Annotated in this window: 15 protein-coding genes; 11 read left to right on the top strand and 4 right to left on the bottom strand. The window is 72.8% G+C overall.

The window, feature by feature from the left end; all coding sequences use genetic code 11:
* The 3 genes from ACI78V_RS22420 to ACI78V_RS22430 form a co-directional block, all read right to left on the bottom strand.
* A partial coding sequence (locus tag ACI78V_RS22420; RefSeq protein ID WP_456854939.1) for a CoA-transferase occupies positions 1-160 on the bottom strand: 160 nt, incomplete at its 3' end.
* Between the two features lie 2 nt (positions 161-162).
* Entirely contained in the window at positions 163-966 is an 804-nt protein-coding gene (locus tag ACI78V_RS22425; protein ID WP_456854906.1) for a CoA transferase subunit A, read from the bottom strand.
* A 43-nt stretch (positions 967-1,009) separates the two neighbouring features.
* Entirely contained in the window at positions 1,010-1,813 is an 804-nt protein-coding gene (locus tag ACI78V_RS22430) for a TIGR03089 family protein (RefSeq protein ID WP_456854908.1), read from the bottom strand.
* Between the two features lie 276 nt (positions 1,814-2,089).
* On the opposite strand from ACI78V_RS22430, the gene ACI78V_RS22435 reads away from it, so the two are divergent.
* From ACI78V_RS22435 to ACI78V_RS22455, 5 genes are read left to right on the top strand one after another with little or no spacing between them, the layout of a single operon-like run.
* Complete coding sequence (locus ACI78V_RS22435; RefSeq protein ID WP_456854910.1) at positions 2,090-2,533, top strand: GtrA family protein; 444 nt, start codon at positions 2,090-2,092, stop codon at positions 2,531-2,533.
* A gap of 28 nt (positions 2,534-2,561) precedes the next feature.
* A complete protein-coding gene (locus tag ACI78V_RS22440) occupies positions 2,562-3,134 on the top strand; it encodes an HAD family hydrolase (RefSeq protein WP_456854912.1) in 573 nt (190 codons plus the stop codon).
* Entirely contained in the window at positions 3,134-5,386 is a 2,253-nt protein-coding gene (locus tag ACI78V_RS22445) for a lysylphosphatidylglycerol synthase domain-containing protein (RefSeq protein ID WP_456854914.1), read from the top strand. Before ACI78V_RS22440 ends, ACI78V_RS22445 begins: the two co-directional genes overlap by 1 nt.
* A complete protein-coding gene (locus tag ACI78V_RS22450; RefSeq protein ID WP_456854916.1) occupies positions 5,374-6,144 on the top strand; it encodes a glycosyltransferase family 2 protein in 771 nt (256 codons plus the stop codon). The genes ACI78V_RS22445 and ACI78V_RS22450 overlap by 13 nt, the downstream gene beginning before the upstream one ends.
* Positions 6,144-6,884: a glycosyltransferase family 2 protein gene (locus ACI78V_RS22455; protein ID WP_456854918.1), complete on the top strand. Its 741-nt coding sequence runs from the start codon at positions 6,144-6,146 to the stop codon at positions 6,882-6,884. The genes ACI78V_RS22450 and ACI78V_RS22455 overlap by 1 nt, the downstream gene beginning before the upstream one ends.
* 95 nt (positions 6,885-6,979) lie before the next feature.
* Here ACI78V_RS22455 and ACI78V_RS22460 read toward each other — a convergent pair whose 3' ends face one another.
* The gene (locus ACI78V_RS22460; RefSeq protein WP_456854920.1) at positions 6,980-8,578 is read right to left on the bottom strand and encodes an LCP family protein; all 1,599 of its coding nucleotides are present in this window, start codon (positions 8,576-8,578) and stop codon (positions 6,980-6,982) included.
* Between the two features lie 316 nt (positions 8,579-8,894).
* On the opposite strand from ACI78V_RS22460, the gene rfbB reads away from it, so the two are divergent.
* From rfbB to ACI78V_RS22490, 6 genes are all read left to right on the top strand, one after another.
* The gene (gene rfbB, locus ACI78V_RS22465) at positions 8,895-9,890 is read left to right on the top strand and encodes a dTDP-glucose 4,6-dehydratase (protein WP_456854922.1); all 996 of its coding nucleotides are present in this window, start codon (positions 8,895-8,897) and stop codon (positions 9,888-9,890) included.
* Positions 9,887-10,804: a dTDP-4-dehydrorhamnose reductase gene (gene rfbD / locus ACI78V_RS22470; protein WP_456854927.1), complete on the top strand. Its 918-nt coding sequence runs from the start codon at positions 9,887-9,889 to the stop codon at positions 10,802-10,804. Before rfbB ends, rfbD begins: the two co-directional genes overlap by 4 nt.
* A gap of 129 nt (positions 10,805-10,933) precedes the next feature.
* Positions 10,934-11,767, top strand: a complete 834-nt coding sequence (gene wzm / locus ACI78V_RS22475; RefSeq protein ID WP_456854929.1) for a galactan export ABC transporter permease subunit Wzm/RfbD — start codon at positions 10,934-10,936, stop codon at positions 11,765-11,767.
* Positions 11,768-11,803: 36 nt separating this feature from the next.
* On the top strand, positions 11,804-12,574 hold the full coding sequence (gene wzt, locus ACI78V_RS22480; RefSeq protein ID WP_456854933.1) for a galactan export ABC transporter ATP-binding subunit Wzt/RfbE: 771 nt from the start codon (positions 11,804-11,806) through the stop codon (positions 12,572-12,574).
* Positions 12,571-13,488, top strand: coding sequence for a galactofuranosyltransferase GlfT1 (gene glfT1, locus ACI78V_RS22485; protein WP_456854935.1), 918 nt, complete (start codon positions 12,571-12,573; stop codon positions 13,486-13,488). The genes wzt and glfT1 overlap by 4 nt, the downstream gene beginning before the upstream one ends.
* Before the next feature lie 16 nt (positions 13,489-13,504).
* Positions 13,505-14,392 (top strand): class I SAM-dependent methyltransferase, encoded by an 888-nt coding sequence (locus ACI78V_RS22490; RefSeq protein ID WP_456854937.1) that lies wholly within the window; start codon positions 13,505-13,507, stop codon positions 14,390-14,392.
* Positions 14,393-14,472: the final 80 nt, after the last annotated feature.

The following is a 14,472-nucleotide window of genomic DNA, read 5'->3' on the forward strand; positions in this document are numbered from 1 at the left end:
CCACGCCGAGGATGCCGTTCTCCGAGTGCAGCACCACGTGCACGCCCTCGGGGACGTGGTTGGGCACCAGGGTCGGCATCCCGATGCCGAGGTTGACGTAGGCGCCGTCGGTGAGGTCGGCGGCCACCCGGGCGGCGAGCTGGTCGCGGGACAGGGCCATGCTCAGTTGCCTTCCTCGACGGTCTCGTCGCCACCGGCCGCGGGAACGGCCTCCGACGGACGCGGGCGGGTGGTGCGCTTCTCGATCTGCTTGCCCTCGGACCCGACCTCGACGACGCGGTCGACGAACACCCCGGGCAGGTGGACCTGCTCGGGGGTGATCTCCCCGGGCTCCACCAGGCGCTCGACCTCGGCGATGGTGATCCGCCCGGCCATGCCGGCCAGCGGGTTGAAGTTGGCCGCGGACTCGTGGAACACCAGGTTGCCGTGCCGGTCGCCGACCGCGGCGCGGACCAGCCCGAAGTCGGCGGTCAGCGCGGTCTCCAGCACGTACTGGCGGCCGTCGAACTCGCGGATCTCCTTGGGCGCGGAGGTCTGCACCACGGTGCCCTCGGCGTCGTAGCGGACCGGGATGCCGCCGTCGGCCACCATCGTGCCCACCCCGGTGGGGGTGTAGAAGGCCGGGATCCCGACGCCCCCGGCGCGCAGCCGCTCGGCCAGGGTGCCCTGCGGGGTGAGCTCCACCTCCAGCTGCCCGGACAGGTACAGCCGCGCCAGCTCCTTGTTGCCGCCCACGAACGAGCTGATCGTCTTGCGGATCCGCCCGGCGTAGAGCAGGACGCCGAGGGCCTGGTCGTCCACGCCGCAGTTGTTGCTGATCGTGGTCAGCTCGGCCGCGCCCTGCTCCAGCAGCGCACCGATCAGCGCCGTCGGCACGCCGCACAGCCCGAAGCCGCCCACGGCCAGCACCGCGCCGTCGGGCACGTCGGCCACCGCCGCGGCAGCACTCTCCACCACCTTGTCCATGCAGGTACCACCGTCCGTCCCGGGGCGGCTGGGCGCGACTGCGTCAGGCGGGGCGGCCCAGCTCGCGGATGCCCTCGATCGTGCAGCCGAGCGTAGCCGTCACCCGTTCGGCGGCCGCGCGGGCGGGCAGCGTCCCGGGCGCGGGGGAGCGGACCAGCACGATCGAGGCGCCGGCTGTTAGCGGGGTCAGCAGCCACGCCACGGGCCCGGCCTCGGCAGCGGTCCGCTCGTCGACCAGCACCCGGTCGCCGGCGGTGAGGCCCAGCCGGTCGGCCAGCTCCCGGGCGGCCGCGACCAGGCCGCCGAGGGTGAGTTCGAGCCCGCCGAGGAGCAGCCCCGGGGCGGCCGGGTCCGGCTGCTGCCAGGGGGCGAAGACGTCGCCGTGGGCGCGCACCTCCAGCGCGAAGTCGCGCGCCGGACCGGCGTACCCGGTCATGCCCATGCCCAGCGGGTGCAGCGACAGGCCCAGGAGCTCGGGCAGGTCCTGCTCCTCGAGCGCCGCCAGCCGGTCCTGCGCGGCCAGGACGACGTCGGCGCCGTCGAGCTGGCCGTCGTCCTCGGCCGCGGTGTCGAGCACGGTCGCGCCGCAGCTCCACACCGCCAGCACCGCCGCGGCGGTCTGCCAGTGCACGGGCAGCGCGAGCGCGACCGTGCTGCCGGCGGTCACGTCGAACTCGTCCTGCAGCAGGTTCGCCGTCTTCGCCACCCAGTTGGCCAGCGTGGCGCCGGACAGCTCCACGCGCTCGCCCGTGGTGTCGTCGTAGTAGGTCACCAGGGGTGCGGCGGCGTCGCGCCGCAGCGTGGCGGCGAGCAGGTCGGCGGGGGTGGCGGGTCGGGTGTGGTCCATGGGGAGAGCGTGGCACCGGATCGTCCGGAGCTCCGTTCGGGCCGGAGTTCTGCGGTTACAGTCGATGACCGAAGCCCACCCATGCGTGCCGCCGCTGCGCGCGGCCATGCCCGACGGCGACCCGACGCGGTCGTCGCATGCGGACGCCGAGTGCCGCCCGCATCGGAGAAGAGACCGCAGACCTGTGACCAGCCACATCCCCGAGCCGGTGCGCGCCGGCTCCCCGCAGCCCCTCGCCGCCGTCCCGGTGCCGCCGACCGCCCGGCCGGTGCTGCGGTGAGTGAACGGACGCGGTCCACGCTGCACCAGCTCGCCCGCTTCCTCCTGGGCTCGTGCCTGGGGTTGGTCGTCGACCTCACGCTGTTCCAGGCATCGGTGTGGCTGGGCGCCGCGCCGTGGCTGGCCAACGTCGTCAGCGCCGGCTGCGCCGTCGTGGTCGTGTACCTCTTCGTCACGAAGTACGCCTTCCGCACCGGCCGGTCCCGCTGGTCCTTCCTGCTGTTCGTGGGCTGGTACGCCACCTCGATCCTGCTGTTCTCGGTGCTGATCGAGGTACTCCACGGCGCCACCGGCTGGGCGCCGTTCCTGTGCAAGCTGCTGTCCCTGCCGGCCTCCTTCGGGGCCAACTTCCTCGCCAGCAAGCTGCTGTTCCGGGGTCCCGCGGCGGCGCCGGCCACGGCCGTGGAGGCCCAGCCGCTGCGGGACCGCGCCGATGTCTGAACGACCGACCACAGGGGAGCGTGGGGCCATGCCGCCGGCCGCCGGGACCGTCCGTGCACTGCTGTTCGACCTGGACGGCACCCTCGTCGACACGCGTGAGGCGAACTACGAGGCCTACCGCGCCGCCTTCGCCGCCTCCGGGCACGACCTCACGCCGGCGCAGTTCGCGACCACCTGGGGTCGCGACTCCCGGGACTTCATCCCCGACCTGCTGCCGGGCGTCGACGAGGCGGCGGTGGACACCATCCGGGCCGCCAAGAGCGTCCTCTACGCCGACCTCCTCGACCGGACGACGGCCAACGCCGCGCTGGTCGCCTTCCTCCGGCTGGTCGCGCCCACCCACCGCACCGCGCTGGTCAGCACGGCGAAGTCCGCCAACGGCGAGCAGATCCTGCGGGCCCACGGCCTGCGCGAGCTGTTCGACGTGGTCGTGTGGGGGGACGACGTGGCGCGCAGCAAGCCCGATCCCGAGGGGTACCTCACGGCCCTGGCGCTGCTCGGCGTCGAGGCGTCGGAGGGGCTGGCCTTCGAGGACTCCGCGACCGGCCGGGAGGCGGCGCTGGCGGCCGGGCTCGCGGTCCTCGAGGTGCCGCACTTCTGATGTTCCCGCGCTACTCCCGGGGCCGGCTCGTCCTCATCGGGCTCGCCCTCGCGTCCCTGGCCGTGTTCGTGGGCTTCACGTGGTCCTCGCTGTCGCAGCTCGCCTCGCGCCTGGCCGACGGGCTCTCCGGCGGCGACTGGGTCGTCCTCGGCGTCGCCTGCCTCGTCCAGCTGGGCGGACACCTGCTGCGTGCGGCCCGCACCAAGGTGCCGATCGACAACGTCCGGCGCGGCAGTCTGGCCGGGCAGTTCCGGCACCTGTCGATCGGCTACCTGTTCAACCTGGTGTGGCCGCTGCGCCTCGGCGAGGTGGTCCGCTCCTTCCTCATCGCGCGGACGCTGCGGATCAGCTTCCTGTACACCCTCCTGGCCGTCGTCCTGGAGCGGTTGCTGGACGTCGTCCTGGTGGCCGGTGCCCTGCTCGTCGTGGCCGCGGTCGTCGACATCCCGCTGGGCGGGGTGCTGTCGGTGGCCCTGGTCGCGCTGCTGGTCTCCGCGGCTGCGATCGCCGCGTTCGCCCTGCTGGTGCGTGAGAACGCGTTGCTGATGCGGCTGGCCTGGCGCGGCACCGCGATGCTCAACACCAAGCTGGAGAACCGCGCCCGGTTCAAGCTGTGGTCGGTCATCTTCGGCTTCCAGCGCTTCTTCCGGCAGCGCCGTCAGCTGGCCCGGTACGTGGGCCTGGCCCTGGCCTCGTGGGTCTGCTACGCCGGTGCGGCCCTCCTGGTGGCCCTCGCCGTCCTCCCCTCGCTCGGCTGGCAGGACGCCGCCGCCGCGACCGCGGCCCCCTCCGCGGTCAGCAGCCCGGCCCTCGGCAACGGCGCCCCCGGTGCGTATGTCGAGGGCGTGGCCGGCTTCCTCGGCGACGGGCGCGGCCTGGACGCCGCGGCGGTGCTCCTCTTCGCCGCGGCCACCTGGGCGGTGGCGACCGTCCCCGTCCTGCTGGTCGCCCTCGTCGCCCTGTTCGTGAACTGGGCCCGGCGCACCAGCGCCCCGCTCGCTGGCGCGGAGCTGGCGCCGGCGGACCGGTACGTCAACAAGCTGGGCCGTGACCAGGACATCTCCGGCGCGATGACGCACTTCCTCGACGCCTACTTCCAGGGCCAGCACCTCAGCCAGGTGCTGCACCGCCTGGAGGTGAACGGCAACGTCAGCCTGGTCCGGTTCTTCAAGGGCGGTTCGAACGCCGTCACCATCCTCGCGACCTCTGGCGGGGAGACCTTCGTCAAGAAGATGGTGCCGCCGGAGTACGCGCACCGGCTGAAGAACCAGCACGACTGGCTGGCCGAGCGGGCCGACCACGGCCCGCTCGTCACGGTGCTGCGCGAGCAGCACGCCGAGGACCACTACGCCATCGACCTGGAGTACCGCCCGGACTCGGTGCCGCTGTTCGACTACGTGCACGCCAACCCGTTCTCCCAGGGCGCCGCCAAGCTGGCCGAGGTCTGGCAGTACATGTACGACGAGGTCTACGCACTCGGCCCCCTGGAGGAGCACACCGAGCTGCTCGAGGACTACGTCACCGAGCGGCTGGTGCTGCGCGTGCGGGCGGCCGCCGACTCCGACCCCGACCTCGCCGAGGCCATGAAGGCCGACCGCATCATCGTGAACGGTCGCGAGCTGGACAACTTCGACCGGGTGATGGACCGGATCCGGGCCCACGAGGAGGCCTGGCGGGACCTCGCCACCTATCAGACCTCGACGAACATCCACGGCGACCTGACCGTGGACAACGTGCTGGTGGACCTGGACACCCGGCGGGTCCTCGTGATCGACCCGTCGGACGACAACCAGGTGCGTGGGCCGGTCATCGACTTCGCCCGGCACATGCAGTCCCTGCTGTACGGGTACGAGTTCCTCAACGAGGACGAGACCCCAGTCCGGCTCGGCAACCGCGACGGGCTACCTGAGATCGTCTACCGCGACCACCGCTCGGCCCGCTACGCGGAGCTCGCCGACCACGTCAGCGCCGAGATCATGACGCGGCACCTGACGCCCGCCGAGCAGCGGGCGGTGCTCTTCCACGTCGGGCTGTTCTACGGCCGGATGCTGACCCACCGCATCGTCATCAACCCCGCGACCGCCCTGAAGTACTACGGGGTGTCCGTCCTGGCGCTCAACCGGTTCCTCGAGCAGTACGAGCTGCCGACCCGGGACGAGCAGCCCGACATCTTCAGCAACGAGCCCCTTCCCAGTGAGGTGCTCGCCGACCCCCCGACGAGAGGCCAGGTACTGACCCCGTGGACGCCGTGATCGCCATCCCGGCCTACAACTGCGCACCGCAGATCGGCCGGGTGCTCGACGAGATCACCCCGGAGGTCGCCGGTCGGGTCCGCGAGATCTGGGTGATCGACAACCGCAGCACCGACGACACCCTCGAGCGGGCGCTGGAGTACAAGCGCGCCGGCCGGCTGCCGAACCTGCGGGTGTTCCGCAACCGGCAGAACAACAGCCTGGGCGGCACGCACAAGGTCGCCTTCGAGCATGCCCGCGCCGCGGGGCACACCCACGTGGTGATTCTGCACGGGGACAACCAGGCCAGGAGCGACGAGGTCGCGCTGCTGCTCGACCACGCCGAGGCGCACCCGGAGACGCAGACCGTCCTCGGCTCGCGGTTCAGCCGCCTCTCGCGGCTGCACGGCTACGACGCCAAGCGGGTCTGGGGCAACCGGGTCCTCAACGCCGTCTACAGCGCGGTGGCCCTGCGTCCGCTGCAGGACCTGGGCTCCGGCCTCAACCTCTTCGCCCTGCGCGACCTGGACCCGGCGACCTACCTGCGCTTCGCCGACAAGCTGACGTTCAACTACGAGCTGATCCTCGACCTGGTGGCCCGGCGGGTGCGCTTCGCGTTCGTACCGATCACCTGGCGCGAGGAGGACCAGGTGTCCAACGCCCGCAACTGGAACATCTTCCGGACGGCGCTGCGCAACCTGGCGTCGTGGCGGGTGGGCCGGCGCACGTCCGAGCCGCCGGCCGAGCCGCGGGACTACGAGTGGGACGAGGTGCAGTGATGGCCACCCTGCAGGTGCTCATGCCGATGGGCGGACTGGGGACCCGGTTCCGCAAGGTCGGTGTCACCACGCCCAAGCCGCTCATCGACGTCCGGGGCGTGCCGATGTTCCAGCGCGCCCTGCGCTCCTTCGAGCCGTGGGCGGGGGACAAGACCGTCACCGTCGTCGTCCGGGAGGACGACGACCGCGAGCACGGCCTGGCCGACCGGGTGCGGTCCGTCGAGCCCTCGGCGGCCATCGTGCTGCTGGACCACGACACCCGCGGGGCGGTCGAGACCTGCCTGGAGGCCCGCGGCCGGCTCGACCCCGACCAACCGCTGGTCATCATGGACTGCGACATCGCCTTCGACAGCCCGGCGTACTTCCGTGCCCTGGAGGCCGCGGTGCAGCAGCGGGACGTCGACGGCCTGCTGCTGTCCTTCGCCTCCACCGAGCCGCGGTACAGCTTCGCCGAGGTCGGCGCCGACGGGCTGGTGATGCGGACGGCGGAGAAGCAGGCCATCTCCTCCGACGCGCTGATGGGCGTCTACTCCTTCCCGCGCGCCCAGGTCTTCCTCGACGCCGCCGACCGCCTCATGACCCAGCAGATCGGTGCGGCGATGCCGGAGTACTACGTCTCGCTGGTGTTCAACGAGCTCATCGCCTCCGGGCACCGGGTCGGCCTGGTCCGCGGGGACTTCTACTGCTTCGGGACGCCGGAGGAGCTGGCCGCCTACGAGGCCACCGGCGCCCCGGCCTGACGGTCCGGCCGGCGCGCCGGCGCCGGACGACGGAGGGGCCCACCCCACGGCACTGCCGGAGGTGGGCCCCTCCCTCGTGTGGTGGGGACCGGGCCTCAGTTGATGCAGGTGGTGTCGGCCGCCGTGCGCGCGTCCTCGCCCTCCACCGGCTCCGTCGGCGCCGGCGGGTCGACGGCCTGGCCGACCCCGTTGAAGTCCGAGCCGAGGACCAGCTGCACGGTGCCGGGGGTGGCGTCGTCACTGGCCTCGACCACCGCGCCGGGGACGGCGCCGGCGAGCGTGGCGGCCGGGGCCTCGTCACCGGCGGCGTGCCGGACGACGGTCCGGTCGTAGTCCGAGGAGTCGGCGTTGCCCGTGCTCCCCACCACGAACCCGCCGGCCTCCAGGTCGGCGGCCGCGTCGGCGGCCAGCCCGGACGTGCCGGACCCGTTGAAGACGCTGACGGTCACCGCGGACGGGGCGACGGTCGCGGGGGCCGGAGGGGTCTCCTCCACGGGCGCCGCGGGGTCGGCCGAGAGCTCGGCGAAGAAGTCGTGCAGCGCGTCCTCGTCCGCCAGTCGGATGATCGACCGGTCCTGCTCGTCCCGGTCGGTCCCGACGTAGGGGATGGTCTGGAACTCGATGCTGCCGGCGGTCACCGACTGCATCTGCTCGGCCAGCTGGAACAGGTCCAGGCCCTGGTCGACGGTGAGCGACTGGGACGCGGCCTGGACCAGCTCGCGCTGCTTGCCCAGGTCTAGGAGTACCTCGTCGGAGAGCATCTTGCGCAGCACACCGGCGATGAACACCTGCTGGCGGACGATCCGGTCGAAGTCACCGCGCGGCAGCCCGTGGCGCTGGCGGACGAACTTCAGGGCATCGGCGCCGCTGATGGTCTGGACGCCGGCCGGGAAGACCGCACCGGACCAGCGCGAGTCGTCGACGGCCTGGCAGAGGTTGACCTCCACGCCCCCGACGACCGAGCTGAGGTTGAAGAAGCCGAGCAGGTCCACCTCGGCGTAGTGGTCGATCTGCAGGCCGGTCAGCTGGCTGATGGTCTGCACGAGCAGCTGCGCACCCCCGGCCTGCCGCTGGTCGAGCGGGGCCTCCTCGGAGGTCCCGGCGAAGCCGTAGGCGTAGGCGGCGTTGAGCTTGTCCATGCCGTGGCCGGGGATCTCCACGTAGGAGTCGCGCGGGAAGGACACGAACGACGCGCGGGACCCGTCGGCGGGGATGTGCACCAGGATCATCGTGTCGGTGTTGATGCCGGAGTCCGCGCCCGCCTGGAGCTCGGCCAGCTGCTCGGGCGTGAGCTCGGCCCGGCTGTCGTTGCCGACGAGCAGGAGGTTCATCGCCTCGGGCGCCTCGCCGGTCTCCTCGTTGCCCGAGGTGGGGATCGCGTCGGTCCGGTTCACGGTGGCCTCGGCGACCTGGCCCAGGTACCAGCCCCAGCCGGAGCCGGCGAGCAGGGCCGCGGAGAGGACGCCGGCCACCGCGCGACCGGCGACGGCGCCGCGGCGGGTGCGCCGCGGCGCCCGCGCCCCCTCGGCGGGCTCCCCGGCGGCGCCACCGGCCGGGCGGGAGCCGGCGCCGGTCGAGTCGGCGCGCGAGGAGCCGGTGCGGGAGGAGCCGGCGCGGCCCGCCCGCGGGTCCAGGCGGGCCGGCAGCTGCCGGCCGCTGCCGGACTCGGGTGTTCCGGGCTTCTTCGGGCTCACGTGGGACGTCCTTCCGTCTGCTCTGGTCCGCGGGCGGCGGCGCCGTCACGCCGCGCCCGGGGGCCGGCCCCCGCTCGCCGCCGTCGTCCGGCAGCGGGCATCGACTCGGAGGTCGTCGGCGATGGTAGGTCGCGGGGCGGGGCCTCTGGGGGCATCGGCGCGGTGACACGGGACGCGTGGGACCAGCGGTGCAGGGTGGCCAGGCGGGACCGGTCCGCCCGGCGTCCGGCGGCCTCGGAGCCGGCGTCCTCAGGGAGCGACACGCCTCACGCGGCTGGAGGATGACCGCAGGGGGCGGCCGCGGGAGGATCCACCCATGCGCCTGCTCGTCACCGGGGGAGCCGGGTTCATCGGCTCCCACTACGTCCGGACGTTGCTCACCGGCGGCTACCCGGGGTTCGAGGACGCTGGGGTGACCGTCTTCGACAAGCTCACCTACGCAGGCAACCTGGCCAACCTCGCCCCGGTGGCCGACAGTCCGCGGTACCGGTTCGTGCGCGGGGACATCCGCAGTGCCGCCGACCTCGACGCGGCCCTGCCCGGGCACGACGTCGTCGTGAACTTCGCCGCCGAGTCGCACGTGGACCGCTCCATCTCCGGCGCGTCGGAGTTCGTGCTCACCAACGTGCTCGGCGCCCAGCAGGTGTTCGAGGCCGCGCTGCGGCACGGCGTGCGCCGGGTCGTGCACGTCTCCACCGACGAGGTGTACGGCTCCATCGACGAGGGGTCCTGGACCGAGGACCACCTGCTGGAGCCCAACTCGCCGTACTCCGCGGCCAAGGCCGGCGCCGACCTCATCGCCCGCGCCTACGCCCAGACGTTCGGCCTGGACGTCTCGATCACCCGCTGCAGCAACAACTACGGGCCCTACCACTTCCCGGAGAAGGTCATCCCACTGTTCGTCACCAACTTGCTCGACGGGCAGAAGGTGCCGCTGTACGGAGAGGGCGCCAACGTCCGCGACTGGCTGTTCGTCGACGATCACTGCCGCGGCATCCAGCTGGTGCTGGAGAAGGGCCGGCCGGGCGAGTTCTACAACATCGGCGGGGGCCGCGAGCTGTCCAACAAGGAGCTCACCGCGAAGCTGCTGGAGGCCACCGGCCGCGACTGGGGTTTCGTGGAGAACATCGTCGACCCCCGCGGGGGCGGCCACGACCTGCGCTACTCCGTCGACTACTCCAAGACCGCGGCCCTGGGCTACGCGCCGCGGATGTCCTTCGAGGAGGGCCTGGCGCTGACCGTGCAGTGGTACCGCGACAACCGGGCCTGGTGGGAGCCACTCAAGGCGGCGGCCGCCACCGCACGGGCATGACGGCGGACGGCGGTCCCGGTACCGCCTGGCTGGTCACCGGCGCCCGTGGGCAGCTCGGCGGGGACCTCCTCGCGGTCCTGGCCGGGCGCCGGGAGGACGCCGTCACCGCGCTGGGCCGCGCCGAGCTCGACCTCACCGACGAGGCGCAGGTGCGCGCCGTCGTCCGGGACTGGCTGACCGCGGCACGGGCCCACGGACGGCGCCCCGTCGTCGTCAACGCCGCCGCCTACACCGCCGTCGACGCCGCCGAGACCGACGAGCCCACCGCCCTGCTGGTCAACGGCCGCGCCCCCGGGTGGCTGGCCGAGGAGCTGGCCGGGCACGGCCGGCTCGTGCACGTCTCCACCGACTACGTCTTCGACGGGACGGCGACGCGGGCCTACCCCGTGGACGCGCCCGTGGCGCCGCGCTCGGCCTACGGACGCACCAAGGCCGTGGGGGAGCGGGCGGTCGCGGCCGCGGGGGGCGACGCGACCGTCGTGCGCACCTCGTGGGTCTACGGCGCGCACGGCGCCAACTTCGTGCGCACCATGGCCGGCCGGGCCCTGTCCGGGGCGTCGGTCTCCGTCGTCGACGACCAGGTGGGCTCGCCGACCTGGTCGGCCGACCTCGCCGCCGGCCTGGTCGTCCTCGGCGCCCGGACCGAGCCCGCCCCGCCGGTCCTGCACCGCACCGACGAGGGGTCGGTGAGCTGGTACGGCCTGGCGCGGGCGGTGTACGAGGAGGTCGGCGCCGACCCGGACCTGGTGACCCCCACCACCACCGCCGCCTTCCCGCGGCCGGCGCCGCGCCCGGCCTACTCGGTGCTCGACGGCTCCGCCTGGCGGGCCGCCGGCCTGCCCCCGGCCCGGCCCTGGCGGGCGGCGCTGCACTGCGCACTGGGCGATCCGCGGCTCCGCGACGGCGCCGCCTGACCCGGCGTCCCCCGCCTCACGTACCCCTCCGGGTGCTGCCCGTGGGGCGGGGTGTGCCAGTGGGACGGACCGTCCCGTGTACCCCCGCACCTCCGGACCCGAGCGCCCGTCGGCGGGTACCGTCGCCGCGTGCGTTCGGCCCGTACCACCCCCACGTCCATGGCGAAGACCCTCTCGGATCTGCAGATCGGGTGGCGGCAGCGCGAGCTCTGGGGCCACCTCGGCTGGCAGGACATCCGGCAGCGCTACCGCCGCTCGCTGCTCGGCCCGATCTGGATCACGATCAGCATGGCGGTCACCGCGATCGCCCTGGGCATCCTGTACGCGGGCCTGTTCGGCAACCCGCTCGAGGAGCAGTTGCCGTACATCCTCGTCGGCTTCATCGTGTGGGGCTTCGTCTCCGGCTGCATCAACGAGGGCTCGGAGGTGTTCATCGCCAACGAGGGGCTGATCAAGCACCTGCCCTCACCGATCAGCGTGCACGTCTACCGGCTGGTGTGGCGCCAGGTCCTGTTCTTCGCGCACAACCTCATCGTCTACGCCGTCATGCTCATCGTGTTCCCGCAGCCGCTGAAGTGGACTGCGTTGGCCGCCATCCCGGCGTTCGCCCTCCTGGTCGCGAACGGGCTCTGGGTGGCGCTGCTGGCCGGGATCGTGAGCACCCGCTTCCGTGACCTCACGCCGATCACCCAGAGCATCGTGCAGCTGATGTTCTTCCTCACGCCGATCGTCTGGATCTACGACGACCTGCTCAACAGCCCCAACCCGGCGATCGCCGAGCGCGCGCGGATCGCCGAGTTCAACCCCTTCCTCCACTTCATCGAGATCGTCCGGGCGCCCATGCTCGGGGCCGACCAGCAGGTGCGACACTGGGTGATCGTCCTGGCGATCACCGTCGTCGGCTGGGTCCTGGCCCTGGTGGTCATGCGCCGATACCGCGCGCGCGTGGCGTACTGGGTCTGAGCGACCGCCCGCCAGCGCGACAGAAAGGCACCTTTCGTGGTCAGCATCACGACGCGGGACGCGTCGGTCGACTTCCCCATCTTCGACGCGAAGAGCAGGTCCCTGAAGAAGACGGTGCTCGGCGTCGTCGGCGGCAACATCGCCAGTGACACCAAGGTCCCGATCATCCAGGCGCTGCGGGACATCACCGTGGACCTCGAGCACGGGGCCCGCGTGGGTCTGGTCGGCCACAACGGTGCCGGCAAGTCCACCCTGCTGCGGCTGCTCGCCGGCATCTACGAGCCCACTCGCGGGTCGGCCGAGGTGCACGGCAAGGTGGCGCCGGTCTTCGACCTGGGCGTCGGCATGGACCCGGAGATCTCCGGCTACGAGAACATCCTGATCCGCGGCCTGTTCCTCGGCATGACCCGCAAGGAGATGGAGAAGCGGGTCGACGACATCGCCGAGTTCACCGAGCTGGGCGACTTCCTCTCCATGCCGCTGCGCACCTACTCGACCGGTATGCGGGTGCGGCTGGCTCTCGGTGTGGTGACCAGCATCGACCCCGAGATCCTGCTGCTCGACGAGGGCATCGGAGCCGTGGACGCCGCGTTCCTGGAGAAGGCCCGCGACCGGCTGAGCGACCTCGTCGATCGTGCGGGCCTGCTCGTGTTCGCCTCCCACTCCGACGAGTTCCTCAAGCAGCTGTGCACCAGCGCCATCTGGATGGAGCACGGCCGGATCAAGCAGCAGGGCTCGCTCAAGGAGGTCCTGCTGGCCTACAAGGGCCCGGAGGCATGGGTCGACGAGGGGCACGGCGCCGCGTGACGGCGGCGGGTCCGGCGGGCGGTGACTCCGTCGTCGCCGTCATCGTCACGCACCGGCGCCCGCAGCTGCTCCGGCAGAGTCTCGAGGCGGTGGCCCGGCAGACCCACCCGGTCGCGACGGTCGTCGTCGTCGACAACGGCGCCGACGCCGAGACCGAGGCGGTCGTCCGCGACGGCGGGGTCGCGACGGTCTACGTGCCCTCGCGCACCAACCTCGGCGGCGCCGGCGGCTTCGCCCTGGGCCTGCTGACCGCCCTCTCCCTCGGCGCCGACTGGGTCTGGTGCGCCGACGACGACGGTCGGCCGGGCGGCCCCGACGTCCTCGCCACGCTGCTGGCCGAGGCGCGGCGTCGTGACCTCGCAGAGGTCTCACCCGCCGTGGTCGACGAGGCCGATCCGCAGCGGCTGGCCTTCCCGCTGCGCCGCGGGCTGCGCTGGCGGCGGCGGGTCGACGACTTCGGGCACGGGGAGTTCATCGCGTCCTACGCATCGCTGTTCAACGGGGCGCTCTTCCGCGCGGAGACCTTCCGCGCCATCGGCGTCCCGGACCTCCGGCTGTTCATCCGGGGCGACGAGACCGAGATCCACCGGCGGCTGCGCCGGTCCGGGCTCCGGTTCGGCACCACGCTGCGTGCCACGTACGTGCACCCGCAGGGCACCGACGAGTTCCTGCCGATCCTCGGCGGGCGGCTGTCCGCGCAGTACCCCGGGGATGCGGGCAAGCGCTACTTCACCTACCGCAACCGCGGCTACCTGATGGCCCAGCCGGGGATGCGCTGGCTGTTCCCGCTCGAGCTGGTGCGGTTCGGTTGGTTCTTCCTCAGCCGGCGCGACGTCCGGGGGCTGCGCGACTGGCTGACGCTGACCCGCGCGGGACGCCGCGAGCGCTTCGCCATGCCCAGTCACCAGAGATGACCAAGAGAAGAGGACCATGATCGAACGCACGAAGGCGGCCCTGCGCGGCAAGCTGGTCAACGCCGTGCGCGAGGCCGCCCGCGAGGCGGTCGGCGAGGCGCATCCGGAGGAGACCAGGGCCCTGGTGCAGTCGGTCCTCGACGCGGCCGAGACCGGCCGGAAGGACGCCGAGCGGCGCAGCGAGGAGCTCGCCCGGCAGCTGGACGAGCTCAAGGGCGAGGTCCTGCGGCTGCAGGCCGCGGTCGCCGGCTACGAGCACCGCCACCGCCGGGACATCGGCTTCGCCGGTGACGTCCTGGCGCTGCGGGAGACCACGCGCTTCGTCCTCGACGAGATGCCGGGCCTGCCCCGCTACCCGGATCCGCACGACACCTTGCGGCACGGCCTCGGCCTGGTGGGCGACACCCCCGGCATGGCGCTGGAGTTCGGCGTCGGTGAGGGCACCACCCTGCGGATCATCGCCGAGCGGTGCGCCGGGCGGAGGGTCGTGGGTTTCGACGTCTTCAGCGGGCTGCCCGAGACGTGGCGCAGCGACTTCCCCGCCGGCCACTTCGCGCAGGAGTCGCTGCCGGAGGTGCCCGGCGCGGAGCTCGTCGTGGGCCTCTTCGAGGACACCCTGCCGGGCTTCGCCGAGGAGAACGACGGGCCGGTGGCCTTCCTGCACCTGGACGCCGACCTGTACTCCTCGACGCGCACCGTGCTCGACACGCTCGGCCGTCGGCTGCAGCCCGGGTCGGTCGTCGTGTTCGACGAGTACTTCAACTACCCCGGCTGGCAGGACCACGAGCACAAGGCCTGGATGGAGTTCGTCGAGCGGACCGGCGTCACCTACCGCTGGGAGGCCTACAGCCTGGACCACGAGCAGTTGGTGGCCACCGTCCTCACCACCCCCTGGAGCGCGTGAGCCGCTCCCTGGACGACCGGGGGCGTGAGCCGCTCCCCTGGCGGACGACGAGAGCCGCCGGCGCCCACGGGCGCCGGCGG

This window comes from Geodermatophilus sp. SYSU D00742 (assembly GCF_054049935.1).

Excerpts from the sequence above, each read along its gene's own strand:
- ACI78V_RS22425 (WP_456854906.1), bottom strand. The coding sequence starts at position 966 with ATGGACAAGGTGGTGGAGAGTGCTGCCGCGGCGGTGGCCGACGTGCCC.
- ACI78V_RS22430 (WP_456854908.1), bottom strand. The coding sequence starts at position 1,813 with ATGGACCACACCCGACCCGCCACCCCCGCCGACCTGCTCGCCGCCACG.
- ACI78V_RS22440 (WP_456854912.1), top strand. The coding sequence starts at position 2,562 with ATGCCGCCGGCCGCCGGGACCGTCCGTGCACTGCTGTTCGACCTGGAC.
- ACI78V_RS22445 (WP_456854914.1), top strand. The coding sequence starts at position 3,134 with ATGTTCCCGCGCTACTCCCGGGGCCGGCTCGTCCTCATCGGGCTCGCC.
- ACI78V_RS22455 (WP_456854918.1), top strand. The coding sequence starts at position 6,144 with ATGGCCACCCTGCAGGTGCTCATGCCGATGGGCGGACTGGGGACCCGG.
- rfbB (WP_456854922.1), top strand. The coding sequence starts at position 8,895 with ATGCGCCTGCTCGTCACCGGGGGAGCCGGGTTCATCGGCTCCCACTAC.
- rfbD (WP_456854927.1), top strand. The coding sequence starts at position 9,887 with ATGACGGCGGACGGCGGTCCCGGTACCGCCTGGCTGGTCACCGGCGCC.
- ACI78V_RS22490 (WP_456854937.1), top strand. The coding sequence starts at position 13,505 with ATGATCGAACGCACGAAGGCGGCCCTGCGCGGCAAGCTGGTCAACGCC.